At 70.2% G+C, this 25,661-nt stretch carries 28 protein-coding genes and 3 pseudogenes; 21 read left to right on the top strand and 10 right to left on the bottom strand.

Translation table 11 applies throughout. The features are described 5' to 3' along the window. Positions 1–69 precede the first annotated feature (69 nt). From G4Q83_RS12985 to G4Q83_RS13000, 4 genes are read left to right on the top strand one after another with little or no spacing between them, the layout of a single operon-like run. A complete protein-coding gene (locus G4Q83_RS12985; protein ID WP_128419138.1) occupies positions 70–2,004 on the top strand; it encodes a heme lyase CcmF/NrfE family subunit in 1,935 nt (644 codons plus the stop codon). Next, positions 2,004–2,606 carry a DsbE family thiol:disulfide interchange protein gene (locus G4Q83_RS12990; RefSeq protein WP_128419137.1) on the top strand — a complete coding sequence of 201 codons (603 nt, stop codon included), beginning with the start codon at positions 2,004–2,006 and terminating at the stop codon, positions 2,604–2,606. The genes G4Q83_RS12985 and G4Q83_RS12990 overlap by 1 nt, the downstream gene beginning before the upstream one ends. Then, positions 2,606–3,058 (top strand): cytochrome c-type biogenesis protein, encoded by a 453-nt coding sequence (locus tag G4Q83_RS12995; RefSeq protein WP_128419136.1) that lies wholly within the window; start codon positions 2,606–2,608, stop codon positions 3,056–3,058. Before G4Q83_RS12990 ends, G4Q83_RS12995 begins: the two co-directional genes overlap by 1 nt. A gap of 4 nt (positions 3,059–3,062) precedes the next feature. Further along, positions 3,063–4,118, top strand: a complete 1,056-nt coding sequence (locus G4Q83_RS13000) for a tetratricopeptide repeat protein (protein WP_128419135.1) — start codon at positions 3,063–3,065, stop codon at positions 4,116–4,118. A 186-nt stretch (positions 4,119–4,304) separates the two neighbouring features. Here the strand turns inward: G4Q83_RS13000 and G4Q83_RS13005 are convergent, their stop codons facing one another. The 4 genes from G4Q83_RS13005 to G4Q83_RS13020 form a co-directional block, all read right to left on the bottom strand. Then, positions 4,305–5,237 carry a DUF1684 domain-containing protein gene (locus G4Q83_RS13005; protein ID WP_128419134.1) on the bottom strand — a complete coding sequence of 311 codons (933 nt, stop codon included), beginning with the start codon at positions 5,235–5,237 and terminating at the stop codon, positions 4,305–4,307. Between the two features lie 56 nt (positions 5,238–5,293). Continuing rightward, positions 5,294–6,163: a sulfurtransferase gene (locus tag G4Q83_RS13010; protein ID WP_128419133.1), complete on the bottom strand. Its 870-nt coding sequence runs from the start codon at positions 6,161–6,163 to the stop codon at positions 5,294–5,296. Continuing rightward, positions 6,160–6,963: an NUDIX hydrolase gene (locus G4Q83_RS13015; protein ID WP_128419132.1), complete on the bottom strand. Its 804-nt coding sequence runs from the start codon at positions 6,961–6,963 to the stop codon at positions 6,160–6,162. Before G4Q83_RS13015 ends, G4Q83_RS13010 begins: the two co-directional genes overlap by 4 nt. A gap of 116 nt (positions 6,964–7,079) precedes the next feature. Continuing rightward, complete coding sequence (locus G4Q83_RS13020; protein WP_128419131.1) at positions 7,080–7,781, bottom strand: FKBP-type peptidyl-prolyl cis-trans isomerase N-terminal domain-containing protein; 702 nt, start codon at positions 7,779–7,781, stop codon at positions 7,080–7,082. A gap of 161 nt (positions 7,782–7,942) precedes the next feature. Here G4Q83_RS13020 and G4Q83_RS13025 point away from each other — a divergent pair, with 161 nt between their 5' ends. From G4Q83_RS13025 to nth, 3 genes are read left to right on the top strand one after another with little or no spacing between them, the layout of a single operon-like run. Next, positions 7,943–8,725: an enoyl-CoA hydratase/isomerase family protein gene (locus tag G4Q83_RS13025; protein ID WP_128419130.1), complete on the top strand. Its 783-nt coding sequence runs from the start codon at positions 7,943–7,945 to the stop codon at positions 8,723–8,725. A 10-nt stretch (positions 8,726–8,735) separates the two neighbouring features. Continuing rightward, complete coding sequence (locus G4Q83_RS13030) at positions 8,736–9,098, top strand: hypothetical protein (RefSeq protein ID WP_128419129.1); 363 nt, start codon at positions 8,736–8,738, stop codon at positions 9,096–9,098. Further along, positions 9,095–9,769 carry an endonuclease III gene (nth, locus tag G4Q83_RS13035; protein ID WP_128419128.1) on the top strand — a complete coding sequence of 225 codons (675 nt, stop codon included), beginning with the start codon at positions 9,095–9,097 and terminating at the stop codon, positions 9,767–9,769. The genes G4Q83_RS13030 and nth overlap by 4 nt, the downstream gene beginning before the upstream one ends. Positions 9,770–10,155: 386 nt before the next feature. On the opposite strand, the pseudogene G4Q83_RS23395 reads toward nth, so the two are convergent. Both G4Q83_RS23395 and G4Q83_RS22625 read right to left on the bottom strand, forming a co-directional pair. Next, positions 10,156–10,372 (bottom strand): annotated as a pseudogene (locus tag G4Q83_RS23395) (SulP family inorganic anion transporter); the annotation flags it as partial. 87 nt (positions 10,373–10,459) lie between these two features. Then, positions 10,460–10,684 (bottom strand): hypothetical protein, encoded by a 225-nt coding sequence (locus G4Q83_RS22625; protein WP_128419127.1) that lies wholly within the window; start codon positions 10,682–10,684, stop codon positions 10,460–10,462. Positions 10,685–10,985: 301 nt separating this feature from the next. Here G4Q83_RS22625 and G4Q83_RS13040 point away from each other — a divergent pair, with 301 nt between their 5' ends. From G4Q83_RS13040 to gvpU, 13 genes are all read left to right on the top strand, one after another. Continuing rightward, positions 10,986–12,236, top strand: coding sequence for an OprO/OprP family phosphate-selective porin (locus G4Q83_RS13040; protein WP_128419126.1), 1,251 nt, complete (start codon positions 10,986–10,988; stop codon positions 12,234–12,236). A gap of 154 nt (positions 12,237–12,390) precedes the next feature. Next, entirely contained in the window at positions 12,391–13,410 is a 1,020-nt protein-coding gene (gene pstS / locus G4Q83_RS13045) for a phosphate ABC transporter substrate-binding protein PstS (protein WP_185817212.1), read from the top strand. Positions 13,411–13,783: 373 nt separating this feature from the next. Further along, positions 13,784–14,884 (top strand): phosphate ABC transporter substrate-binding protein PstS, encoded by a 1,101-nt coding sequence (pstS, locus tag G4Q83_RS13050; RefSeq protein ID WP_128419125.1) that lies wholly within the window; start codon positions 13,784–13,786, stop codon positions 14,882–14,884. A 199-nt stretch (positions 14,885–15,083) separates the two neighbouring features. Further along, positions 15,084–16,058 carry a phosphate ABC transporter permease subunit PstC gene (pstC, locus tag G4Q83_RS13055; RefSeq protein ID WP_128419124.1) on the top strand — a complete coding sequence of 325 codons (975 nt, stop codon included), beginning with the start codon at positions 15,084–15,086 and terminating at the stop codon, positions 16,056–16,058. Position 16,059: 1 nt separating this feature from the next. Next, positions 16,060–16,926 (top strand): phosphate ABC transporter permease PstA, encoded by an 867-nt coding sequence (gene pstA, locus G4Q83_RS13060; RefSeq protein ID WP_128419123.1) that lies wholly within the window; start codon positions 16,060–16,062, stop codon positions 16,924–16,926. Between the two features lie 18 nt (positions 16,927–16,944). Further along, on the top strand, positions 16,945–17,775 hold the full coding sequence (gene pstB, locus G4Q83_RS13065; RefSeq protein WP_128419122.1) for a phosphate ABC transporter ATP-binding protein PstB: 831 nt from the start codon (positions 16,945–16,947) through the stop codon (positions 17,773–17,775). 17 nt (positions 17,776–17,792) lie between these two features. Beyond that, positions 17,793–18,503 carry a phosphate signaling complex protein PhoU gene (phoU, locus tag G4Q83_RS13070; protein WP_128419121.1) on the top strand — a complete coding sequence of 237 codons (711 nt, stop codon included), beginning with the start codon at positions 17,793–17,795 and terminating at the stop codon, positions 18,501–18,503. Positions 18,504–18,660: 157 nt separating this feature from the next. After that, positions 18,661–19,011 carry an RcnB family protein gene (locus G4Q83_RS13075; RefSeq protein WP_128419120.1) on the top strand — a complete coding sequence of 117 codons (351 nt, stop codon included), beginning with the start codon at positions 18,661–18,663 and terminating at the stop codon, positions 19,009–19,011. 154 nt (positions 19,012–19,165) lie between these two features. After that, positions 19,166–19,417, top strand: coding sequence for a hypothetical protein (locus G4Q83_RS13080; RefSeq protein WP_128419119.1), 252 nt, complete (start codon positions 19,166–19,168; stop codon positions 19,415–19,417). A gap of 94 nt (positions 19,418–19,511) precedes the next feature. Further along, on the top strand, positions 19,512–20,381 hold the full coding sequence (locus G4Q83_RS13085) for an MbnB/TglH/ChrH family RiPP precursor modification enzyme (RefSeq protein ID WP_128419118.1): 870 nt from the start codon (positions 19,512–19,514) through the stop codon (positions 20,379–20,381). 93 nt (positions 20,382–20,474) lie between these two features. Next, a complete protein-coding gene (locus G4Q83_RS13090; RefSeq protein WP_246432092.1) occupies positions 20,475–21,185 on the top strand; it encodes an HvfC family RiPP maturation protein in 711 nt (236 codons plus the stop codon). Between the two features lie 175 nt (positions 21,186–21,360). Continuing rightward, on the top strand, positions 21,361–22,005 hold the full coding sequence (gene rnt, locus G4Q83_RS13095) for a ribonuclease T (RefSeq protein ID WP_170069128.1): 645 nt from the start codon (positions 21,361–21,363) through the stop codon (positions 22,003–22,005). Between the two features lie 391 nt (positions 22,006–22,396). Beyond that, positions 22,397–22,858 (top strand): gas vesicle accessory protein GvpU, encoded by a 462-nt coding sequence (gene gvpU, locus G4Q83_RS13100; RefSeq protein WP_128419116.1) that lies wholly within the window; start codon positions 22,397–22,399, stop codon positions 22,856–22,858. Positions 22,859–23,017: 159 nt separating this feature from the next. Here gvpU and G4Q83_RS23400 read toward each other — a convergent pair. After that, positions 23,018–23,185, bottom strand: a pseudogene (locus G4Q83_RS23400) (ATP-binding protein); the annotation flags it as partial. Positions 23,186–23,195: 10 nt separating this feature from the next. Between G4Q83_RS23400 and G4Q83_RS23405 the strand changes: the two are divergent. Next, entirely contained in the window at positions 23,196–23,396 is a 201-nt protein-coding gene (locus tag G4Q83_RS23405; protein ID WP_246432093.1) for a TolC family protein, read from the top strand. A gap of 63 nt (positions 23,397–23,459) precedes the next feature. Here G4Q83_RS23405 and G4Q83_RS24650 read toward each other — a convergent pair. From G4Q83_RS24650 to rlmB, 3 genes and pseudogenes are all read right to left on the bottom strand, one after another. Beyond that, a pseudogene (locus tag G4Q83_RS24650) lies at positions 23,460–24,403 on the bottom strand (IS1595 family transposase). Between the two features lie 74 nt (positions 24,404–24,477). Further along, positions 24,478–24,687: a hypothetical protein gene (locus G4Q83_RS13120; RefSeq protein WP_128418539.1), complete on the bottom strand. Its 210-nt coding sequence runs from the start codon at positions 24,685–24,687 to the stop codon at positions 24,478–24,480. A 210-nt stretch (positions 24,688–24,897) separates the two neighbouring features. Continuing rightward, on the bottom strand, positions 24,898–25,644 hold the full coding sequence (rlmB, locus tag G4Q83_RS13125; protein WP_128418540.1) for a 23S rRNA (guanosine(2251)-2'-O)-methyltransferase RlmB: 747 nt from the start codon (positions 25,642–25,644) through the stop codon (positions 24,898–24,900). Positions 25,645–25,661: the final 17 nt, after the last annotated feature.

A 25,661-nucleotide genomic window follows, 5' to 3' on the forward strand; every position in this document is an offset into this window, starting at 1 on the left:
AACGTCCAGGCCGCGCGCAGTCCCGCTTTTCCGGGTCCCGCGTCCCGGGTCCCGAGTCCCGGCGTCACCATGCTCCCTGAACTCGGCCAACTCCTGCTGATCCTGGCGCTGCTCACCGCGCTGCTGCAGGCGGTCCTGCCGCTGGCCGGCGCGCAGCGCGGCCACGCGCGCTGGATGGCGGTGGCGCGGCCGGCGGCGTTCGCGCAGCTGGCGCTGGTCGCCGGCGCCTTCGCGGTGCTGGCCCATGCGTTCCTGGTGCAGGATTTCTCGGTGGCCTACGTGGCCGAGAACTCCAACTCGCTGCTGCCGCTGGTGTACCGCTATTCGGCGGTATGGGGCGCGCACGAAGGCTCGCTGCTGCTGTGGACGCTGATCCTGGCGCTGTGGACCGGCGCGGTGGCGCGGTGCTCGCGGCGCCTGCCGGCGCCGGTGATGGCGCGGGTGCTCGGCACGCTGGCGCTGGTCAGCCTGGGCTTCCTGGCGTTCCTGCTGTTCACCTCCAACCCGTTCGCGCGGCTGCTGCCGGCGCCGCTGGAAGGGCGCGACCTCAATCCGCTGCTGCAGGACCCGGGCCTGGTGATCCACCCGCCGCTGCTGTACGCCGGCTACGTCGGCTTCGCGGTGCCGTTCGCGTTCGCCATCGCCGCGCTGCTCGACGGTCAGGTCGATGCGCGCTGGCTGCGCTGGACGCGGCCGTGGACCAACGTGGCCTGGGGCTTGCTGACCATCGGCATCGCCCTGGGCAGCTGGTGGGCGTACTACGAGCTGGGCTGGGGCGGCTGGTGGTTCTGGGATCCGGTGGAGAACGCCAGCTTCATGCCCTGGCTGGCCGGCGCGGCGCTGCTGCATTCGCAGGCGGTGACCGAAAAGCGCGGCAGCTTCGCCGCGTGGACGCTGTTGCTGGCGATCGCCGCGTTCTCGCTGTCGCTGCTGGGCACCTTCCTGGTGCGCTCGGGCGTGCTGACCAGCGTGCACGCGTTCGCCGCCGATCCCGGCCGCGGCCTGTTCATCCTGGTGTTCCTGAGCCTGGTCTGCGGCGGCGCGCTGCTGTTGTACGCGCTGCGCGGCGGCCGCCTCGGCGCCGCGGCCGGCGATCCGCGCCAGCGCTTCGCCGCGTCCTCGCGCGAGACCCTGCTGCTGGCCAACAACCTGCTGCTGACCTGCGCCTGCGCGATGGTGCTGCTCGGCACGCTGTATCCGCTGCTGGCCGACGCGCTCGGACTCGGCAAGCTGTCGGTCGGCCCACCCTACTTCGGCACCCTGTTCGTGGTGCTGATGGCGCCGCTGGTGGCGCTGCTGCCGTTCGGGCCGCTGACCCGCTGGCAGCGCGAACAGCCGTCGCGGCCGCTGGCGTTGCTGGCGCCATGGGCCGGAGTGGCGCTGCTGGCCGGCGTGCTCGGCTTCTTCCTGGCGCCGCAGGGACCGTGGAAGACCGCCGCGGGCGTGGCTGGCGCGGCCTGGGTGCTGCTCGGCACCGCGCGCTTCGTGTGGAGCCGGCTGCAGCGCAAGGGCAGCCGCTTCACCGCCGAGATGCTGGGCATGACCCTGGCCCACGCCGGCATCGCGGTGTTCCTGACCGGTGCGCTGCTGGTCGAGGCGCTGGACCAGCAGCGCGAAGTGGCGCTGGCGCCGGGGCAGAGCCTGCAGATGGGCCGCTACCGGTTCGAGTTCCAGCGCCTGGAGCAGACCCGCGGCCCCAACTACGTGTCTGACCGCGCGCACCTGCAGGTGCTGCGCGACGACCGCCCGCTGGCGCTGCTGCATCCGGAAAAGCGCGTCTATGCCAGCGGCGGCCAGAGCCTGAGCGAAGCCGGCATCCATCCCGGCCTGTTCGGCGACGTCTATATCGCGCTGGGCAAACCGCTGGGCGGCAACGCCTGGGCGATGCGCCTGCATGTCAAACCGTTCGTGCGCTGGATCTGGCTGGGCGCAGCGCTGATGGCGCTGGGCGGCTTCGTCGCCGCCGGCGACCGGCGCTTCCGTCGTTCCCCGGAGAAGTCCTGATGTCCACCCCCGTTCCGCGTCGCCTGCCGCTCGCCGCCATCGTGCTCGGCGTGTTGTTCTTCCTCGGCCTGCTGGCATTGCTGTTCCATGCGGTGCAGCGTTCCGGCATGGCCGATCGCGATGCGCTGCCGTCGGCGCTGATCGGCAAGCCGGCGCCGGCGTTCGAGCTGCCGGTGCTGCACGATGCGTCGATCCGCGTGCGCAGCGCCGAGTTGCGCGGCGCGCCGTACGTGCTCAACGTGTGGGGCAGTTGGTGCGCGGCGTGCCGCGAGGAGCACCCGGTGCTGACCCGCTTCGCGCTGACCAAGCGCGTGCGCGTGATCGGCTACGACTGGAAGGACACCCGCGAAGACGCGCTGCACTGGCTGGAACAGCTCGGCAACCCGTTCTTCGTGGTGCTGTCCGATCCGGACGGCCGCACCGCGATCGACTGGGGTGTGGCCGCCGCGCCGGAGACCTTCCTGGTGGACGCGCACGGTGTGGTGCGCTGGAAACACTCCGGCGCACTGAGCGACCGGATCATCCGCGACGAACTGCTGCCGGCGCTGGTGCAGGCCGAACGCGATGCGCCTATCTCCAGACAGGGCCGGGCCACGCCGTGATGCACCGCCGGCGCGCGCAGTTGCTGCCGCTCCTGCTCCTGCTGGCAGGCGCAGGCCATGGCGGCGCGCAACCGCTCGCCGACCCGACGCCGCCTGCCTATCGCTCGGCGGCCGAGGAAGCGCGCTTCCATGCGCTGACAGCCGAACTGCGCTGCGTGCAGTGCCAGAACCAGTCGCTGGCCGACTCGCATGCGCAGATCGCGCTGGATCTGCGCCGCGAGGTGCTGGCGCTGATGCAACAGGGCCGCTCGGACGCGCAGATCAAGCGCTTCCTGGTCGAACGCTACGGCGAGTTCGTGCTGTACCGGCCGCAGCTGGAATCGCGCACCTGGCTGCTGTGGTTCGGGCCGCTGGCGCTGCTCGGCGCCGGCGCGCTGGTCCTGGTCCGGATCGTGCGCCGCCGCGCGCCGGCCGGCGACGCGCCGCCCGCGCAGGACGAACAGGAATGGTGAAGCGATGCTGAGCTGGGGCATGCATGCACTTGCCGCGGTGCTGGCCGCGCTGCTGTTCGGTGCGATGCTGTGGCCGTTGCGGCGCCAGCGCGGCGGTAGCGCGCTGCTGGTCGTCGCGGTGCTGGCGCTGGGCGTGGCCGCCGCCGCGCTGTATGCGCTGGTCGGCACGCCGCGCGCGCTGCAGGCGCAGAACCGCGAGGCGCCACGCGATCTGGAAGATGGCGTGGCGCGGCTGCAGGCGGCGCTGGCCAAGGATCCCAATCGGGCCGACGGCTGGGCGCTGCTGGCGCGCTCGCAGATGTCGCTGGGCCGCCCCACCGAGGCCGCCGCCGCGTTCGCGCGCGCGGTGCAGCTGGCGCCGGACGAGGCGCAGTTGCTGGTGCAGGCGGCCGAAGCGCGCGCGCTGGCCACGCCACAGCGGCAGTTCGACGACCAGGGCATCGCCTGGCTGCGCCATGCCTTGCAGGTCGAGCCGCACGGCGAGCGTGCCACCTGGTTCCTGGGCATCGCGCAGCGCCAGCGCGGCCAGCACGCCGAGGCCGCCGCGACCTGGGAAGGGCTGCTGCCGCGCGTGGATGCGGCCACCGCCACCGCGCTGCGCCCGCAGATCGACGCCGCACGCGCCGATGCCGGCCTGCCGGCGCTGCCGGCGGCCGCGACGGCGCGCGGCCCGGCCGCAGCGGAGACCGCCGCCCAAGCGGCGCCCGCCTCCGCTACCGCGCTCACCGTCACGGTTGCGCTGGATCCGCAATTGGCCGCGCGTGCGCGCCTGCGCGGCAACGCCAGGGTGTTCGTGATCGCGCGCGTGCCCGGCGGCCCGCCGATGCCGGTCGCGGTGCAGCAGCACCCGCTGCAATCGCTGCCGCTGCGCGTCACCCTGAGCGACGCCGACAGCCCGATGCCGACGCAGAAGCTGTCGCAGCTCAAGCAAGTGCAGGTCCTGGCGCGGCTCTCCGACAGCGGCAACGCGATGCGCCAGGAAGGCGATCTGGAATCGGCGCCGGTGACGGTGACGCTGCCGGCGGCGACACCGGTGGAGCTGGTGCTCGGGAAGCGGTGACGCGGGCGCGGCGGCGCGGCGGCCAACGCATTTGGCTTCCTGTAGTAGCGGCTGCAGCCGCGACGAACGCAGCGGCGCAGGCTGCGCCACTGGGTGCCGCCGGGACCGCTGGCGCGGGGCCACGCGCAGCGCGTCCTGTCCGCTGCAACGCGCAGGGCGGCGCAGGCGGCCGCCGCGAACCGCCGCTCAGCGCGGGCCCAGGTAGTTCTTCTCACCGGCGGTCACCGCCAGTTCCAGGCGGTTGCCGAGCGGCGCCAGCGGGCACACCACGTGCGCAGTGAACGCGCACGGCGGGTTCTGCGCCAGGTTGAAGTCCAGCACGATGCGTTCGCCCTGCGGCGGCGCGACGAACAGATAACGCGCACCGCCGTAACTCTCTCGGCCGCTGGTGCGGTCGGTGAACGGGAAGAACAGGCGCGCGCCGTCGTCCTCGCGCAACGCCTGCAGCCGATAGCGGCGGCCGCCGAAGGCGAATTCGGCGCTGCCGGCCAGCGCCAGCGGCTGCGGCGTGCCGACCGAGGTGAGCAGGACGATCGCGCGCGGTGCCGGCGCGGGACGCCAATCGGCGACCACGCGCCAGCGCGGATCGATCGGGAAATAGTCGATGCCGCGGAAACTGTCGCGTGCGGCCGCATGCGGGTCGCGGAAACGCCAGCCGAACAGGTTGCCGGTGCGCACCACGTAGAACTCCTGCTCGCCCAGCGTCAGTCGTGTCTGGGTCGCGTGCGCCGCATCGGTGCCCAGGCGGCCGGCGACGAACGGCTGCCCATGCACGCTCACTGCCGCGCCCTCCGCGACCTCGAAGGACACCTCGCCGTCGGTACCGACGTGCAGGCTGCCCAGATGCGCGGGGCCGGTCGGCAGTTGCACGCCGTTGCCCGCGGCGCTGCCCACCTGGTGCACGCCGCTGCGCAGGCGCCCGGAGCCGGTATAGCTGAGCCAGCCGGCCGCTGCGCGCAGCAGCGCCACGCGAGCCGCGCGGCGCTGCTCCACCGCCATCCGGTACTGCGCGCCGGACTGGGAACGCGGCGACGCGTCGGCACCTGCGGCGCGCGGCCGCTCGCCGCAGGCAGCCAGGCTCAGCGCCACTCCCAGCAGCCACGCGCCACGCCACCGCATCGCCTCGGTCCTCGTACTCGCCACCCGTGCCCCCTCGCCGCGCCTGCCCTGCCGGGCTAGCCGCCGGCGCGCGGCCGCGACGGATCGGCGATCCAGCCGCTCCACGATCCGGCATACACGCGCGCTCCGTGCAGGCCGGCGCGTTCCAGCGCCAGCAGCAGATGGCAGGCAGTCACGCCCGAGCCGCACATCACCACCACCTCGCGCGGATCGCGCCCGTGCAGCAGCGGTTCCAGTTCCGCGCGCAGTTCCTGCGGCGGGCGCAGGCGGCCGTCGCGCAGGTTCTGGCCCGACGGGCGGTTGATCGCGCCGGGCACGTGCCCGGCGAGCGGATCGATCGGCTCCGCCTCGCCGCGGAAACGTTCGCCGGCGCGTGCGTCCAACAGCCAGCCCGGCGCCTCGTGCAGGCGCGCCACGACCTCCTCCGCGGTGGCGATGCGGCTGGCGTCGAAGCGCTGCGGATACGGCGGCAGCGACGCTGGCGCGGCAACGGCCGGCGTTTCCGGCAGGCCCAGCCGGCGCCACTCGGCCAGCCCGCCATCGAGCACCGCGGCACGGCGGTGCCCCAGCAGGCCCAGCATCCACCACAGCCGCGCCGCGGCCATGCTGCCGTCGCCGGCGTCGTAGACCACCACCTGGGTGTGCGGCGCGATGCCCCAGCGCCCCAGCGTCCGCGCGAACGCCGCGGCGTCGGGCAGCGGATGACGGCCCAGGCCACGGCGGCCGAGATCGGACAGGTCGGTGTCGAGATCGGCGTACGCCGCACCGGGCAGATGCGACTGCGCATGGCCCTGGCGCCCGGCGTGCGGATCGGCGAGCGCGAAGCGCGCGTCCACCACGCGCAGATGCGGATGGCCGAGCGCGGCGGCCAGCGCCGGCGCCTCGACCAGTTGCTGCCATTCGGGCAGCGGGTGCGATTCGCTCACGCGGTTTGCTCCAGTCGTCGGCGCAGGTTGAGCAGGATCGCCGCGGTCGCACCCCAGATCCGCTGCCCCGGCCAGCCGTACTCCAGCACCACCCGCGGCCGCCCGCGGTAGTCGGTCTGGATGCTGCGCAGGTTCTCCGGCGCCATCAGGTAGGCCAGCGGCACCTCGAACACGTCCGCCACTTCGCCGGGATGCGGCTGCGGCACGAATGCCGGATCGACCGCCGCCACCACCGGCGTCACCCGGAAACCGCTGATGGTCGCGAACGGATCCAGATAGCCCAGCGGTTCGACCTGCGCCGCGGACAGGGCGATTTCCTCCTCGCTCTCGCGGATCGCCGCGGCCACCGCATCGGCGTCGCCGGCTTCGATGCGGCCGCCGGGGAAACTGACCTGGCCGCCGTGGTGGCGCAAGCCGTCGGTCCGCCGGGTCAGCAGCACGCGGGTGCCGTCGGCGCGCGGCACCAGCGCGGCCAATACCGCGGCCTCGGCCGGCGCGCCGTCGGGCAGCAGATCCTGCAGCTCGTGGTGGTTCCAGCCTGGACCTTGCGGCGGCAGCTGCAACGGGTGCAGCGCGCGCAGCAGCCGCGAACGTTCGGCCAGGCGCTGCCCCGGCGACGGCGGCGACCAGCCGCGCGCCGGCAGCACGTCCTGCATGTAGCGCTGGCGCTCGGCGTCGCTCATGTTGCGCCAGCGCGCGATCTCGTCGCCGCTGCGCAGGCATCCCGCGCAATACCCCTGCGCGTCGAGGGCGCAGATACCGATGCAGGGCGTGAGCAGGGCATGGGGGACGGGATCCATCGGATTCGGCACCTCGCCAGCCTAGCGCGATTCGCGCGCGGCGGCACTTTACCTTGCCACAAAAAAATTGCGCCGGCGTTGCCGCCGGCGCAATCGTCGTGCACTGGACGGCGCGCTTACTTGACGCTGACCAGCTTGATCTCGAACTGCACCGCCACGTTCGGCGGGAACGGCGTGCGCGGGTCGGCGCCATAGGCCTTGTCCGGCGGCAGGGTCACTTCCCACTTGGAACCGGCCGGCATCTGCAGCAGCGTGTCGCGCATGGCCTGCATCTCGACCTCGCTGACCTTGATCGACGGGATCTGCTGCGCCGGGCGCGCCTGCGCCGGGCGCTGGCCGAACGGATACGGACCAGCCACTTCCAGATGCACAGTGCTGGCCTGGGTCGGCTTGGCGCCCTTGCCGGCTTCGATCACGCGGTACTGCACGCCGCTGGACAGCGTCTGCACGCCGGACTTGGCCTTGTTCTGCGCAATGAACTGGTCGCTCTTGGTCTTGTTCTCGGCAGCAGCCTTCTCGTAGTCGGCCTTGGCCTGCTGGGCGCGGGCCTGCTCGCGCTTCTGGAACGCTTCGACCGCCGGCTTCAACTGGTCGGCGCTGACTGCCGGCTGCTTCTTGGCGTAGGCATCCTGCAGGCCCTTCACCACCGCATTGATGTCGAGCTGCTCGCCGCGGCCGGACAGTTCGGCAAGATTGTTGCCGTAGTCGTAGCCGAAGTAATAGCTCAGTTTGCCTTTCTCGGACGAGGTGTCCTGGGCGAACGCATTGCCGCTCAGGGCGAGGGCCGCCACGGCGACCGCAATAGAACGCAACTTCATCAAACAATTCTCCAGGGTGGTGGCACAGGACGGCCCGTGCCGCCTGAGATGGCGCGTTAGGATAGCCCCCGCGGCGCATAACCGCTACCGGCGGCGCAGGGTCTGACAGGCCGGCGTGCCCGGAGTTCCCTTCACTGCTTCTTTACACCTCAGGAATGGCCATGTCCGGCGCACCGGTCGTCACCGATACCCAGGATGCGATCCGCATCATCACCGTGAACCGCGTCGACAAGCTCAACGCCTTGAATCGGCAGACATTACATGCCCTGGACGCGGCCTTCGCCGCGGCCGAGGCCGACTCCGGAATCCGTGTGGCGATACTGACCGGCACTGGCGAAAAGGCGTTCGTGGCCGGCGCCGACATCGCCGAAATGAACGAACTGACACCGATGCAAGGCCGCGATTTCTCGCAGCTCGGCCAGCGCCTGATGCGCCGGATCGAGCGCATGCCCAAGCCGGTGCTGGCGATGGTCAACGGTTTCGCGCTCGGCGGCGGGCTGGAACTGGCCATGGCCTGCCACCTGCGGGTGGCGGCCGACAGTGCCAGGTTCGGCCAGCCGGAGATCAACCTCGGGCTGATCCCTGGCTTCGGCGGCACCCAACGCCTGGCGCGGCTGGCCGGCCGTGCCGCGGCGCTGGAACTATGCCTGCTCGGCACGCCGATCGACGCGGCGCGCGCGCTGCAACTGGGCCTGGTCAACCGCGTGGCGCCCGCCGCCGAACTGCGCGAGGCCACGCTGCAGCTGGCGCGACAACTGGCCGGGGCCGCGCCGCTGGCGTTGCGCGGCATCCTCGACGCGATCCAGGTCGGCAGCGAATCGGCGCTCGAACAAGGCCTCGAGTACGAGACGGCGCAGTTCGGCCTCATGTTCTCCAGCCAGGACATGCGCGAAGGCACCCGTGCGTTCCTGGAGCGGCGCGCGCCGCTGTTCCGCAATCGCTGAGCCGCGGCCGATGCCCTCCTCGCCCTCCCCTGCACCACCGCTGCAACTGCTGCGCTGGGTGCTCGACGACGATCTGGACGCGGCGATCGACGGCGGCCTGATGGACTATGCCGGCGACGCCGACGACGACCGGCTGGATCCGGCGCATCCGCAGTTGCGCGCGCAGCTGCTGGCCGCGCAACGACGCCTGCGCGAGGCCTGGGCCGCGCGCGAACGCTACCGCGCACGCAGCGCACGCCTGGCGCGCCGCGCCGCCGCGCGCCAGGCCGGGCGCACGCCGCCGGCGACCGCCGCAGCCCCGGCGCTGCCGCCGGCGGCGGCGGCGATCCTGGCGCGGGCCAAGGCCAAGGCCGTCACACGGGATCCGAAATGAGCGCACGCAGCGCCGCGGCGCGGCGCGGGTGCACGCTGAGCAAGGCCGAGATCCACGAACTGTTCTCGCGGCTGGCCGAACTCAATCCCACCCCGACCACCGAGCTGGACTACACCACGCCGTTCGAACTGCTGATCGCAGTGATCCTGTCGGCGCAAGCCACCGATGTCGGCGTCAACAAGGCCACGCGCCGCCTGTATTCGGTGGCGAACACGCCGGCGGCGATCCTGGCGCTGGGCGAGGACGGCCTGAAGCGCTACATCTCCAGCATCGGCCTGTTCAACGCGAAAGCCAGGAACGTCATCGCCACCTGCCGCATCCTGGTCGAGCAGTACGCCGGCGCGGTGCCGCGCGACCGCGCCGCGCTCCAGGCCCTTCCCGGCGTCGGCCGCAAGACCGCCAATGTGGTGCTCAACACCGCCTTCGGCGAACCGACCATTGCCGTGGACACGCACATCTTCCGCGTCGCCAACCGCACCGGGCTGGCTCCGGGGAAGGACGTGCGCGCGGTCGAGGACGGCCTGCTCAAGCGGGTCCCTGCGCCGTTCATGCACGACGCGCACCACTGGCTGATCCTGCACGGCCGCTACGTGTGCAAGGCGCGCAAACCGGATTGCCCGCGCTGCGCGATCCGCGACCTGTGCCGGTTCGGGGACAAGCCACTGGAGTGAGGAGTGGCGCAGCTGCGGTCGCGTCCTCGACGGTCCTGCGGCGACCGGCCGAAGGCCGCGTGGAGAGGCTGGGGCCGCTCGTACAACAGCCCGCGAATCGCCGGCCGAACGCCCTGGCAGCGGTAACGTACAAGGTGGGGCTTCAGCCCCGGCGGCGGCGGACGCCGGTGATCCTGCCATTGTTCCTGTCGCGGTTGGAACCGCTCCTGCAACAGCCAGCGGAGCGCCGGCCGGGTGCCCTGTAAGAAGGGCTTCAGCCCCGACAGCCGCCGATGCCGGAGCACTCGCCTCCTCGCTCGTCGCAGCGCCGCCCGCAGCCGCACCGGCGCCCGGCCCGGATCGGCAGCCGGTGCAGCAGGACGATACGCACCGGGCTGCGCCGCGCGCTGCCCCTCCACGCGCCGATCCATTGCAGTCCACCACCAGCTCGCTGTCCCTGGCCGCGCCGTTGCGACTCCAGTCGCGCAGCAGTTCCAGGCAGGCATGGTCGAGGTGGTGTCGCCGCGCCAGGTCCAGATGCAGTTCGGTGTCGAGCGGCAGTTGCGCGAGGGTCCGCGCCACGGTCGGCACGCGCAGGAACGTGGCCGAGCCCTCCAACGACAGGCCCAACCAAGGCCAGCGGATCGCGGCCGAACGCGCCGCTGCGCAGATGGGCGGCGAACGCGGAAGCGCCGGCATGGGATCGCCCTGTCATGCGTCGCATGCGCCACGCCTGCAGACCGCGACGTGGCGCAGGGCCGGCGCCAGCCGCGGCCGCGGCGTGGCCTCGGGAGGACGCCGGCCGTCTTCCGGCAGCGGCGGCACGAGGCGGCCCTGCTCGGCGTCGAGGGCGAGGTTCTCGGCGGCGCCGCACGCTGCGACGGCATCAGCACCGGCAGCGCGATCGACGACAGCGCGGCGAGCATCGGCATGCAATTGCGGGCCTGCGTGTCCATGGCCTCGACGTACCCGGCCCGCGCGACGGCAAAGTGTTGCTTCACACAGAAACCCCAGGCGATGGCGCGGCGGCGAGACGATGCCGCGGTGTGCGACACGCATCGTGCGCCGCCGCGCGTGGCGTTCATCTGCACGCCATGGGAGCGCAACATGGTGCGCGTCCAATGCGCAGACGGCGCGGCGGCCTGCGTCCGGCTGCGCGGCCGATGCATCGCAAGTGTCACATTTACGCAATCTTCACATACTAGCCTGCGCGCATCTTCCACCGTCCAGGCACTTCATGAAACTGTCCCGCACCCTCCTCTCGGCAGCCGTCCTCGCTGCGATGTTCGCGCCTGCTGCGCACGCCGAAATCGCCATCGATGTGATCGGCGGCTCGGAAATCTCTTTCGAAGGTCTGGTCCAGGCCGACGGCAGTTGGTACGACAACGATGTGCAGGACCTCAACGGCACCACCGGCAACAATGGCAAGAATTCCGACTTCGGCATCCGCCGCGCCGAGCTGGTCGCCAAGGGCAAGGGTCCAGGCAACCTCGAGTGGGTGGTGGGCTTCGACGCCAGCACCCTGCGCGAGGCGTCCAACAACGGCACTACGGTGCGCAGCACCGGCAAGTTCCTGGACACCAACGTCAAGTACAAGTTCGGCGGCAACGCCAACAACTTCCTGCAGGTCGGCCAGTACAAGCAGCCCAACAGCCTGGAAGAACTGTCCAGCACCAAGAACAACGATTTCATCTCCAAGGCCTCGGTCACCAACACCTACGCGGTGTCGCGGCGGCTCGGCGGCGCGGTCGGCTTCGGCGACAGCAACTGGAGCGTGGTGGGCGGCGCGTTCGGCCGCGAACTGACCCGCAACCTGGCGCACGGCAGCGGCTACGGCGCGCGCGCCACCTTCGCGCCGGTCAACGCGTCGGGCAACGTCCTGCACCTCGGCCTGAGCTACGTGAACTACGACACCGACGCCGACACGCTGCGCCTGCGCGCGCGTCCGGACGCCGACCAGGCCTCGGTGCGGCTGGTCGACAGCGGCAACCTGACCAACACCGACCGCATCGGCGTGATCGGCGGCGAAGCGATGTGGGTCGCCGGCCCGTTCAAGGCGCAGGGCGAGTACTACAACGCCAAGGTCGAGCGCTACGGCGCCAGCGGCAACTACAGCAGCAACGGCTGGTACCTGAGCGGCGTGTGGAACGTCACCGGCGAGACCTGGGGCTACAGGGCCGGCGTGCCGACCACCCCGCTGCCGACCGAACCGGCCAGCGGCATGTGGCAGTTGGGTGTGCGCTACGACGACATCGACCTGAACGACGGCGACGTGGTGACGCGTCCGGTCGGCGCCCCGCTGGTCGCCGGCGTGCTCGGCGGCAAGATGAGCACCTGGACGGTCGGCGCCAACTGGTACTGGCGTTCCAACTTCAAGCTGGCACTGAACTACGTGATGGTGGACAGCAGCAAGTACAGCAGCGCCGCGCGCGGCAACGTCAGTGACAAGCCGAACATCCTCGAGGCGCGCGCGCAGTTCTACTGGTGATCCCGCTTCCCGGTGCGGGGCTGCGTCCTGCACCGGTGCCGCACCGCCGCACCGCATCATGTTTCCGTCATGCACCAGACCCGGCGCCGTCATCGAACGGTTATGCAATGGCCGTCTGCGGCGCCCCGCACATCACTCTCCAGGAGCCTACTCCGTGATCCTCTCGCTCAAGTCCCGCGTCGCCGCCGCCGCCGTCGCCGCGTCGTTCGTGTTCGCCGCCAATGCCGCCGACGTCACCGGCGCCGGCGCCTCCTTCATCTACCCGGTCATGTCCAAGTGGTCGGCCGACTACAACGCCGCCACCGGCAAGAAGGTCAACTACCAGTCGATCGGTTCCGGTGGCGGCATCGCCCAGATCAAGGCGGCGACGGTCGACTTCGGGTCCTCCGACGCGCCGCTCAAACCGGACGAGCTGGCCGCGTCCGGCCTGGCCCAGTTCCCGTCGGTGATCGGCGGCGTGGTGCCGGTGGTCAACGTGCAGGGCGTCGCTCCGGGCGCGCTGAAGCTGGACGGCAAGACCCTGGCCGACATCTTCCTGGGCAAGGTCAAGACCTGGAACGACCCAGCGATCGCCGGCCTGAATCCGGGGCTGAAGCTGCCCGACGCCAAGATCACCGTGGTGCATCGCTCAGACGGCTCGGGCACCAGTTTCAACTTCACCAACTACCTGTCCAAGGTCAATGCCGACTGGAAGAGCAAGGTCGGCGAAGGCACCTCGGTGCAGTGGCCGATCGGCATCGGCGGCAAGGGCAACGAGGGCGTGGCCGCCTACGTCAAGCAAATCAGGGGCGGCATTGGCTACGTCGAACTGTCCTATGCATTGCAGAACAGGATGTCCTACACCGCGATGAAGAACGCCGCCGGCAAGTTCGTGCAGCCCAGCGACGAGAGCTTCGCCGCCGCGGCCGCCAGCGCCGACTGGGCCGGCGCCAAGGACTTCTACCTGGTAATGACCAATGCACCGGGCGAGGCCTCGTGGCCGATCACCGCGACCAACTTCATCCTGGTCCACAAGCAACCGAAGAACCCGGCCGGCGCCAAGGCCGCCAAGGACTTCTTCAAGTGGATGTACGCCAATGGCGACGCGCAGGCCAAGCAGTTGGACTACGTGCCGCTGCCGGACGCGCTGGTCAAGCAGATCGACGCCTACTGGAGCGCCAACCTGAAGTACTGACCGGCACGCTCCACCGATCGCTGCTTGGACGCGGGCCCTGCACACGGGGCCCGCGTTTTTTCTGCTTCCATCGGCAGAAGGGGCTCCGTGCCTGGCATGAGCGGCGCACGGAAGCGGCCGGGGCGCGGCAAGAACAGGCGCGGGGCCGGATGCCGCAAGCCAATGCCGGCGGGACGGGCGGGCCGAACCGCGCGCCGCGCCGCGTCGCCCTCCCGCCGCGGCCCGCCCGGCACCACCGGCAGCTATGCACAAACCGCTGTTTTTCTTGATGAATTTCACGCATGGACGACGCCGTCATGAGGATGTAACAAAAACATCATTTCATAACCTGCATCCGCCGGATCGATCGGCCCCCTTCGCTACGGAGTGACCCATGAACCTGCAGCCGGCACGCTTTGCCGCCCTGACCCTGGCCCTCGCCTTCGCCGTCACTGCCTGCCAGCCCGGCAATGGCGACAAGCCGCAGGAGACGGCCGATGCGGCAGGCGGCGCGCCCGCGGCCGCTCCCGCCGACGGCGCCAGGACCGCCGCGGAGATCTCCGGCGCCGGCGCCTCTTTCATCTATCCGCTGGTGTCCAAGTGGTCGGCCGACTACCACAGCGCCACCGGCAACAAGATCAACTACCAGTCGATCGGTTCCGGCGGCGGCATCGCCCAGATCAAGGCCGGCACGGTCGATTTCGGTTCCTCCGACAAGCCGCTGTCCAGCGAAGAGCTGGCCCAGGCCGGCCTCGGCCAGTTCCCTTCGGCGATCGGCGGCGTGGTGCCGGTGGTCAATCTGGAGGGCATGGCAGCGGGCAAGCTGAAGCTGACCGGCACGCTGCTCGCCGACATCTTCCTCGGCAAGGTCACCACCTGGAACGATCCAGCGATCGCCGCACTCAATCCCGGCACGCCCCTGCCCGGCGGCAAGATCAACCTGGTGCACCGCTCCGACGGCTCGGGCACCAGCTTCAACTTCACCAACTACCTGTCCAAGGTCAGCCCGGAGTGGAAGAGCAAGGTTGGCGAAGGCACCTCCGTGCAGTGGCCGGGCGGCGTCGGCGGCAAGGGCAACGAGGGCGTGGCCTCGTACGTGCAGCAGATCAAGGGCTCGATCGGCTACGTCGAACTGGCCTACGCGCTGCAGAACAAGATGCCGTACGCGTCGCTGCAGAATGCCGCCGGCAACTGGGTCCAGCCCAACGCCGACAGCTTCGCCGCCGCCGCCGCGTCGGCGGACTGGTCCAACGCCAAGGACTTCAACCTGATCATCACCAATGCCGCCGGCGCGCAGGCATGGCCGATCACCGCCACCAACTTCATGCTGATGCACAAGCAGGCCAAGGACCCGGCGCGCAGCAAGGCCACCCTGGAGTTCTTCAAGTGGGCGTTCGAGAAGGGCCAGTCGCAGGCCAGCGATCTGCACTACGTGCCGCTGCCGCCGGAGCTGGTGCAGCAGATCGAGGCTTACTGGGGCAAGGAGTTCAAATAATTAAGCGCAGCAGCGCCGGCGCAGGCGTCCGCGCGGGCGCGGTCGCGTGCCGGGCATGCGACTGGCGGCACCACGTAACACGCCGACTTCCGGGTTCCCGCCAGCGCGGGAGCGACGCAGCCACCCTCCGCGCGCGGCCTATCCCCGCGACGGCCACGATTGGATCGCGCCGCCGCGCGATCCGGCGAAAACCGAGCCCATGAACGCCACTGCCATTCCCGAAGCGATAACGGCGCCGCGCGGACGCGACCTGCGCGATGCCCGTGCCGACCGCCTGTTCCGCTGGACGCTCACCGCCACCGTCGTATTCGTCCTCATCGCGCTGACCGGCGCGGCGCTGTCGATGCTGTGGGGCGGCCGCCATGCCCTGCAGATGCAGGGCCTGAGCTTCTTCTATTCCAGCGAATGGAATCCGGTGGAGAACAAGTACGGCGCGCTGGCGCCGATCTACGGCACCCTGGTCACCGCGCTGATCGCGATGCTGATCGCGGTGCCGGTGAGCTTCGGCATCGCCTTTTTCCTCACCGAAGTGGCGCCGCGCTGGCTGCGCGGCCCGGTCGGGACCGCGATCGAACTGCTGGCCGGCATCCCGTCGATCATCTACGGTATGTGGGGTCTGTTCGTGCTGGTGCCGGTGATGACCGAATACGTCACGCCATGGCTCAACGACCACCTGGGCACCCTGCCGCTGATCGGCCCGATGTTCCAGGGCCCGCCGCTGGGCATCGGCCTGCTCACCGCCGGCTTCGTGCTGGCGATCATGGTGATCCCGTTCATCTCCTCGGTGATGCGCGAAGTGTTCCTGACCGTGCCGACGCGGCTGAAGGAATCGGCCTACGCGCTGGGTTCCACGCGCTGGGAAGTGAGCTGGGACATCGTGCTGCCGTACACCCGCTCGGCGGTGATCGGCGGCATCTTCCTCGGCCTGGGCCGCGCCCTTGGCGAGACCATGGCGGTGGCGTTCGTGGTCGGCAACACGGTGCGGCTGTCGCCGTCGCTGCTGGAACCGGGCACCACCATCGCCGCGCTGATCGCCAACGATTTCGGCGAGGCGACGGAAACTTACCGCTCGGCGCTGCTGCTGCTGGGCTTCGTGCTGTTCATCGTCACCTTCGTGGTGCTGGCGATCGCCCGCCTGATGCTGCAGCAGCTGTCGCGCCGAGAGGGCAACTGACATGGCCGCCAACGTCGCAGAGCACCTGTACAACCGCCGCCGCGTGGTCAACCTCTTCGCGCTGCTGCTGTCCTGCCTCACCGCACTGTTCGGGCTGGGGTTCCTGGGCTGGATCCTGTGGACGCTGCTGGCCAAGGGCATCGCCGGCATCGGTCCGGACCTGTTCACCCGCATGACCCCGCCGCCGGGCGGGGAAGGCGGCCTGGCCAACGCGTTCTTCGGCAGCGCGGTGATGTGCGGCCTGGCGCTGCTGATCGGCACCCCGCTGGGCGTGGCCGCCGGCACCTGGCTGGCCGAATACGGCAATGCGCGCAAGACCGGCCAGGTGGTGCGCTTCGTCAACGACATCCTGCTGTCGGCGCCGTCGATCGTGCTCGGCCTGTTCGTGTACACGCTGTACGTGATGCAGACCGGCGGGCGCTTCTCGGCGATGGCCGGCGCGCTGGCGCTGGCCTTCATCGTGCTGCCGGTGGTGGTGCGCACCACCGACGAGATGCTGCGCCTGGTGCCGGGGCAGATGCGCGAAGCGGCGCTGTCGCTGGGCATCCCGCAATGGAAGGTGACGATGCAGGTGCTGTACCGCAGCGCCTCGGCCGGCATCGTCACCGGCGTGCTGCTGGCGCTGGCGCGGATCAGCGGCGAGACCGCCCCGCTGCTGTTCACCGCGTTCGGCAACCAGTACTGGAACAACAACGTGATGCAACCGATGGCGAGCGTACCGGTGGTGATGAACTCCTTCGCCGGCAGCCCCTACCCGAGCTGGCAGCTGCTGGCCTGGTCCGGCGCGCTGGTGCTCACCGCGTTCGTGCTGCTGGTCAGCCTCGGCGCGCGCGGCCTGCTGCGGCGCTACAAGACCTCCAACGATTGATTTCCTATGGAACCGGCCATGAACGATCACCGCAACGCCGCCGCACCGATGCATCGCATCGCCATGCCCATCGGGCACACCGCGCTGGCGCCGTCGCCGGTCAAGGTGGCCGCGCGCGGCCTGGATTTCCACTACGACAAGTACCACGCGCTGAAGGGCATCGACCTGGAAGTTCCGGAAAAGCGCGTCACCGCGCTGATCGGCCCGTCCGGCTGCGGCAAGTCGACCCTGCTGCGCATCTTCAACCGCATCTATGCGCTGTATCCCAAGCAGGAGGCGCGCGGCGAAGTGCTGCTGGACGGCGAGGACATCCTCTCGCCGAAGTACCCGATGAACCGCCTGCGCAGCAAGGTCGGCATGGTGTTCCAGAAGCCGGTGCCGTTCCCGATGACCATCTTCGAGAACGTCGCCTACGGCATCCGCCACCACGAGAAGCTGTCCAAGGCCGACATGGCCGGCCGCGTCGAGCAGGCGCTGCGCCAGGGCGCGCTGTGGGACGAGGTCAAGGACAAGCTCGGGCAGAGCGCGCTGGGCCTGTCCGGCGGCCAGCAGCAGCGCCTGTGCATCGCCCGCGCGGTGGCGCTGCGCCCGGACGTACTGCTGCTCGACGAGCCGACCTCGGCATTGGATCCCATCTCCACCAGCCGCATCGAGCAGCTGGTCGAGGAACTGAAGAACGACTACACCATCGTCATCGTCACCCACAACATGCAGCAGGCCGCGCGCGTGTCCGACTACACCGCCTTCATGTATCTGGGCGACCTGATCGAGCACGACCGCACCGAAATCATCTTCTCGCAGCCCAGCAAGCAGCAGACCGAAGACTACATCACCGGCCGCTTCGGCTGATCGACAAGGGATACCTGATGAACAACCAGCCCAATGAACACATCGTGAAGAGCTACGATGAAGAACAACAGCGCCTGGTCGCCGAGATCGTGCGCATGGGCGAGACCGCGGTGGCGCAGTTGGAGGCGGCACTGGACGTGGTCGAGCGCCGCGACGACAACGCCGCGCTGCGCATCGTCGTCAACGACGAGGCGATCGACGCGCTCGAGCATTCGATCAGCCACGACGTGATGCGCCTGGCGCTGCGCGGGCCGATGGCGCGCGACCTGCGCGAGATCCTGGCCGGCCTGCGCATCCCGGCCGACATCGAGCGTATCGGCGACTACGCCGCCAACGTGGCCAAGCGCTCGATCACGCTGAACATGTCGCCGCCGATGCCGCATACGCTGGGCCTGCGCCAGCTGGGCATGCTGGCCGCGCAGCAGGTGCGCGAAGCGCTGGCCGCCTACCGCAGTGGCGATGCCGACGCGGCACTGCGGATCCGCCAGGGCGATGCGCTGCTGGACGCGCAGTACACCGCGCTGTTCCGCGAGCTGTTGACCTACATGATGGAGGATCCGCGCAACATCACCCCGTGCACGCATCTGCTGTTCATGGCCAAGAACCTGGAACGGATCGGCGACCATGCCACCAACATCGCCGAGAACGTATGGTTCTTGGTGCACGGCGACCAGCCGTTGCCGCCGCGCGACAAGCGCGACGAGACCAGCACCACCGCCGGCCTCTAGCCACGGACTCACGCGGCCTCGACGCAGCGGAGATGCGGCACCCCTATCGATACATGCAATCCACTGAATATCCTAGGGATTTTAACGAAAATTCATCGACCGACAGCTAGCCTGTCGGTCCCGTGGAGCCGCTCTCCACCGACCACCCAAGACACATATGAAGCGCATCGTCGGTTCGGTCCTCGCACTGTCGCTGCAGGCCTGCGGCGGCGCATTCGCCGCCGGCCAGGACGACCACGATCGCGACCCGCACAGGCAGCGCAAGAACCAGCGCGACGACCATGGCCCGCAGCAGGCACGCCATCCCGATCGCCACGACGACCCGCGCCGCCACCAGCGCGGCAAGCGCCTGGCGGTGAGCGAGCGCAGCGACCACATGCCGGACTACCGCAGGCACGGCCTGAAGGCACCGCCGCGTGGCCACGAATGGCGCCGGATCGACGACCCGTACGTGCCGATCGCCGTCGCCACCGAGCTCATTACCAGCGCCATCGCCCACAGCCGCTGACGTCGGCGCACGCCGCAGACAAGGTCCCGCTTCGGCGGGGCTTTTTTTGCGCGGCGCTGCGCCGCATACAGCGGGCCGCGGCAGCGGATACGCTTGGCGCTCACCGTCGGCGTGGCGACGCCGGCGCCACGTCCGCCCCACCTGGAGAGCCTGTATGTCCATTCCTTCGCGTCCGTCCCCCGTCCTTGCCGGCGCCGTCCTGCTCGGCGGGCCCGGCATGCCCGCTTCCGCGCTGGCGGTGACCGAACTGGCCCAGGGCTATGCGCTCGGCGCGCAGGCCGCGCCTGCGCCCAGCGCGGCCGCAACGCCAGCCCAGCAGCCCCAGGCCGACACCGAGACCAAAGCCAAGGCCGCCGCTGCCGGCGACGCCAAGGCGGCCGCAGGCACGCGCGGCGGCCGCGCGTAGGACGCCACGCCGGCCAAGGCGGACGCTTCCGCCGCCGCCGCGCAGCGCGAGGACAAGGCGATGGCCGAAGGCAAGTGCGGCGAAGGCACGTGCGGTGGCGGCGGCCGATTGCTCGCCACAGCCGTTGGCGGCGGCGAGCGCCGTCGGCCTGCGCCGCCGCCTGCTGCCGGAGCTGCTGCAGGCGCCGCCAGCGGCGTTCGACTTTCTGAAGTGCGCGCCGGACAACTGGATCGGCGTCGGCGGCCGCCTGGGCGCGATGCTGGACACGCGGGCCGCGCGCCATCCGCTCAGCTGCCATGGCCTGTCGCTGTCGCTCGGCCGCATGGCGCCGCTGGATACGCTGCTGTTGCGGCAGACCCGGCAGTTCCTGGAACGGCACCGGGCCGCGCTGTACAGCGAACACCTGAACTACAGCGCCGACGCTGGGCGGCTCTACGAATTGCTGCCGTTGGCGTTCACCGACGCGGCGGTGCGCCATGCGGGCGCGCGCATCGCCCAGGCGCAGAATGCGCTGGGCCGGCGCATCGCGGTGGAGAACGTGTCCTACTACGCCGCGCCGGGCCAGGCGCTGAGCGAGGCCGAGTTCGTCGCCACGGTCCTGGCCGAAGCCGACTGCGACCTGCTGCTGGACGTCAACAACGTCTGCGTCAATGCCGCCAACCATGGCGACGATGCCCTGGCCTTCCTCGCCGCGATACCGAGCGCGCGCATCGTCTGGCACCACGTCGCCGGGCATCACGACGATGCCGCCAGCGCGCTGAAGATCGACACCCATGGTGCGGCGGTGGCGGCCGACGTCTGGCAACTGCTCGACGCCGCCTACCGCCTGCACGGCGTGCGCCCGAGCCTGCTGGAACGCGACAGCCAGTTCCCACCGCTGCCCGAGTTGCTGCACGAGCTGCAGCGCATCCGCGACGCGCAGGCGCGGGCCATGCCGGCGGCGCAGGCGGCGGCGCATGACTGAGCCGCTGCACGCACAACAGCTGGCGCTGGCCCTGCACCTGCGCGATCGGCAGCGGCATGCGCCGCCGGCGGACATGAGCCGCGGCGCCTGGCGGTGTACCGCGCGCTGTGCTTCGACAACATCGCGCAGCTGCTCGCCGCGCATTTCCTGGTCTTGCGCGCGAGCGTGGGCGATGCCGCGTGGCAAGCGCTGCTGCGCGCGTTCTGCGCCGAACACCGGGCGCGCACGCCGCTGTTCCCGCGGATGGGCGGCGAGTTCGTGCGCTTCCTGCAACAACGCGCCACCGATCCGCAACGGCCCTGGCTGGCCGAACTGGCGCACTACGAGACGGTGGAGCTGGAGGTACGGATCGACAATGCCGCGCTGCCGCCGCACGATGCCCGCGGCGACCTGCTCGACGGCGTTGCGCAGCTGTCGCCATGGCTGCGCCTGCTGCGCTACCGCTGGCCGGTGCAGCGCATCGGTCCTGCGCGGCGGCCGGGCGAGGCGCCGCCACGGCCGACCTGTCTGCTGGCACGCCGCGACGCCGACGGCCAGGTGCGCTTCGCCGAACTGGCGCCGCTGGCCTACCGACTGCTGGCGCTGCTGCACGATGCCCGGCACAGCCGCCGCACGCTGCTGCTGCGCCTGGCCGCCGAGCACGGCAGCGACGCCGGCGCGCTACTGCAGGAAGGCGCCGCGCTGCTCGAGCGCCTGCGCGAACAAGACAGCGTCCTCGGCACTCGCCGGCCGCCTGACCCGCGCAGCGCGGCGCATGCGGCCAGTTGCACGGGCACCTCCCGTCGCGACGCGGGAAGCCGCTGAATCGGCAGGCGCACGCCGCGGTCGGGAGCGGCCGCCATGGCGCCCGGCAGCAGCGCCTGCCGCGGTCGGGCCGCCGCCTCGACGCCCTCCGGCGCCTGCATTCCCGGCATTCCCCAGTCACCGCACCGCGGACTGCCGCGGCCGGCGTTTAGCGGCGCTCTGCTACCCTTTGCGGATGAACGATCCCCTCGACAGCCCCTCCCAGCCGCTTGCCATCACCCCGATGTCGCGGCGTTTCCGCGGCTATCTGCCGGTGGTGGTGGACGTGGAGACCGGCGGTTTCGACTGGAACCGGCATGCGCTGCTGGAGATCGCCGCGGTACCGATCGAGATGGACGATTTCGGCCGGCTGCATCCCGGCGCCACTACCAGCGCGCACGTGGTGCCGGCGCCCGGCACCGCCATCGACCCGAAGTCGCTGGAAGTCACCGGCATCATCCTCGACCATCCGTTCCGCTTCGCCAAGCCGGAACGCGAGGCGCTGGACCACCTGTTCGCGCCGGTGCGCACGGCGGTGAAGAAGTACGGCTGTCAGCGCGCGATCCTGGTCGGGCACAACGCCCACTTCGACCTGAACTTCCTCAACGCCACGGTGGCGCGCTGCGGCCACAAGCGCAACCCGTTCCACCCCTTCAGCGTATTCGACACCGTGACCCTGGCCGGCATCGCCTACGGACAGACCGTGCTGGCGCGCGCGGTACAGGCGGCCGGCTTCGACTGGAACGCCGCCGACGCGCACAGCGCGGTCTACGACACCGAGCAGACCGCGCGCCTGTTCTGCAGGATCGCCAACGCCTGGCCGGCGCCGCTGATCGGCTGAACGCGCCTCGCGCGGCCGGGGCCGGCCATCCCGAAAATGCAGCTGCGCTGCGCCGGCCCGCGGCACGCACGCAGCGTCGGGCGTCAAGCGGGATCGAAGGTGCTTGCGCGGACACATCTCGGCACAGCCGAGTCAGATCGCGCTCGCAGCGCATCGTCCGAGTTGAGCAGCGCGTTCATCGTATCGGCGCGCGGCGCCGCCCCGCGCCCGGCATGGCCGTGCACTCCGCGTCCCGCAACTTGTGGCACACTCGGCCGCGGCAACGGTGCCGAAGCGCACGTTTGCGACATCCCGTCGGTTCGGCCACTGGCCGCCCAGCCTCCGATGCACGCCGACACCGCGTCCCGGCACGAATGACTCGGGCGTCAGCCCTTCCAACAAGGAGAATCGCATGGCCAATCGAGATGAAAGGCAATCCAACTCGGAAGAGATCAAACTGTCGTTCGACGGCCAGAGCGTCGATTGGTACTTGCAGAAGCTCGTCACGATCGTCAATACCTCGGCCGTGCAGTTCGGCATCACGCTATTCGTCGAAGGGGCCATTGTTTCCGGCCTGCTGGTCGGCGGGAAAAAATATTTCGAAACATTCGCGCAAGAATTTTCCGCCGCCTACCCCGGCGATGCCGAAGGCAAGGAGAGCATTCGCCAAGCCTTTGCCAGCCATGCCACCATCTACGACGCTGCGGAAGACCAGCAAGCCACGTCTCCTCCGCAGTTCGTTCACTTGATCGATTCGCGCTGCTTCTCTCTTGCCGGCCAGCCCGTGCCGAACAACCGCGGCGTGCTTTGGCGCGGCAAGATAAATGCCATTTCAGGCTTCAGCCTGGGATCGCTGTCGGCCGAACAAGCTTAGCGATCGGTCCAGGTCGGCATCGCTGGGCCTGGATTCTTCCCCTGGCCGGGCACGCCAACGACGCGCATGACGGCAGGGACGATCCACCGTCGCGGGTGCGGCGCCGCGCGCGCCCAGCCCACTGCGCTCAGCCCCGGCGCGGTGGCGCCGGCCAGTGCAGCCTTCGCGCAGGTTGCGCAGGCGCAGCGCGGCGCCGTCCTTCTCGGCCAGCGCGCGGGCGATGGTCAGGCCCAGGCCGGCGCCGCCGGTCTGGCGCGAGCGCGAGGTCTCCAGCCGCACGAACGGGGCGAACACCGTCTCCAACGCGCCCTCGGCGATGTCAGGACCGCGGACGCGCATGCGCACGCTGAGCGCACCGTCGGCATCACGCTCGGCGGCCAACACCTTGTCGGCGCGTGTCCAGTCGCAAACGCAGGTGGCGTCGGCGCAGCAATCCTTCGACGCCGCGCGCGACGTGGAGCGCATGTACGAAGTCCGCTACCGCAGTGGCGCCACCGACCTGCGCACCTGGCTGGACGCGCAGCAGACGCGGAACTGACCCTGCGCCAGGCCAGGCGCGACCAGCTCAGAGCCTGTTCAAAGTCGTTCCTGATTCCCCACATCATGCATCCGGCGTTGCCCTTGGATACGGCAGCGGTGGCGTAGGCCCCGCCGCGAAGATCCATCGCCGCACCATGGCGGCCAAGTCCAAGGGCCGGTTGAAGCGGCAGCACAATTCGGACAGGCAGCGCTGCAGGTCCTTGGGCCGCCGTGCATGATAGGTGCCATGCAAGGCGCTTTTGACGTTGCCCAGCTAAGGTATTGACCCAGGCCAAGGCCGGCTCGGTCGGCCCCCCCGCTGCCGGTGACGATGGCCGTGCGCAGGCAGCGGGCCTGGGTAATCGCCGCAACGCTGCGCAGCCGGTCGGACGCCCCGCGGCTACCGGGCAGCAGCGCGCGATTGGCCCAAGCGGCCAGGTGGGTTGTGCGGAAACCGGCCAGCCGGTCCATGCGCATGGCGATCGGATGGCCTTCAGGGCTGCACTGCACGGCCGCCACGAAGGGCGTCTTGCCCGGACTGGCCCGGCCGCGGCCCTGTCCGCGACGCTCGCCGCCCCGGTAGGCGTGGTGCAACCGGATATCGCCTTGCAAGGGCCGGTCGGCATCGCGCTCGACCATAGACCTGCATCAGGTTGTGCTTGAGCAACCAGGCGGTGTTGTCGCCGCCGCCCAGTTGCCGGCGCAAGGCCAGGGCCGAGAGGCCCTTCTTGTGCTGGGCGAGCAGGGACATGGCCAAGAATCAGGTCCGCGGCGGCAGTTTGGCGTCGGCCAGTACCGTGCCAGGGGGGGGAGCGAGGTCGGGTGCTTGCCGCGATGGCGCTGGAACACATCGCGGCCATGCCGGCGGCAATGACGGCGATGCCCGCAGGCAGGGCAGACCAGCCCCTGGGGCCATCGTTGCGCGAACAATGCCTGTCGGCATGGCGCCTGCTGGCCGTAGCGCTCCAGAAACGCCGGCAGACTCAGGCCCGCCTGGAACCGGATCAGGTGCTTTTTCCTCCCCATGGCCCCGGCCTGTTGTGGATCAGACAGATGCAGCTTTGCAGACGCCTGGATCAAGGGATGCGACTGGTGGGGAATCAGGAACGAATCAACAGCACCCTCAGCAACATCGACGCCGAACTGATGCTGCCATGGCGGCGCACCATGGCGCGGCAATCACGTGCAGCCCGCTCCCAGCCCGCTGGAAGCAGGCGCTCCACCACTTCCCACGCTGGCCGGTCCGTCTCCAGATCGCCCAGATCCCACCAGCCCTTATCCCATTGAACCTGTGCTTGCTCGTCTCCCATAAGGTCGGAAGTTCGCCACCACGTTGGGCAAAGGTTAGCGCTTATGGGCTGAAGCCCCCTCCTACAGCGCACCCAGCCAGCGCGCCACAAGTCACTGTGGCAGCGACTCCGGGTGGCCTTGGGCCATGCGTCGCGACGAATGCAGCGTCAGACCTGGCAAGACCGACACCGTCGGAACTCCGCGACACGCATGCGCACGCGCGCAGCGCTTCACCCCATGCGCTGCCGCACCGCCTCGAACAGGGTCACCCCGGTCGCCACCGACACGTTGAGGCTCTCGATGTCGCCCGGCATCGGGATCCCGACCAGGCCATCGCAATGCTCGCGGGTCAGCCGGCGCAGGCCGTCGGATTCGCCGCCCAGCACCAGCGCGACATTGCCGCGCAGGTCCTGCGCGTACAGCGAGGTCTGCGCCTCGCCGACCAGGCCGTAGATCCACACGCCCTGCTTCTGCAGGTCGCGCAGGCAGCGCGCCAGGTTGGTGACCGCCACGATCGGGATGCGGTCGGCGGCGCCGGCCGAGGTCTTGCGCACGGTGGCGTTGACCGGCGCCGACTTGTCCTTCGGGATCACCACCGCGGTGGCGCCGGCCGCCGCGGCGCTGCGCAGGCAGGCGCCGAGGTTGTGCGGATCCTGCACCGCGTCGAGCACCAGCAGCAGCGCGCGGCCCTCGGCGGCGGCGATCAGGCCCTCCAGCTCGTTCTCGCCCCAGGTGCGCGCCGCCGCATAGCGCGCGGCCACGCCCTGGTGCCGCACCGAGCCGCCGACCCCGTCCAGCGCCTGGGTGTTCACCCGCCGCACCTCGATGCCCTTGCGCCGCGCGTTCTCCTCGATCTCCAGCAGCCGCGGGTTCTTGCTGCCCGCCTCGACCAGTACCTCGCGCACGTTGTCGGCGTCGTTCTCGATCGACGACGCCACGGCGTTGACGCCGACGATCCACTGGTTCTGCTTGCTCATGAGGCGAGGGCTGCGAG

Origin of the sequence: Xanthomonas theicola (genome assembly GCF_014236795.1) — a bacterium.
GTDB classification, from domain to species: Bacteria; Pseudomonadota; Gammaproteobacteria; order Xanthomonadales; family Xanthomonadaceae; genus Xanthomonas_A; species Xanthomonas_A theicola.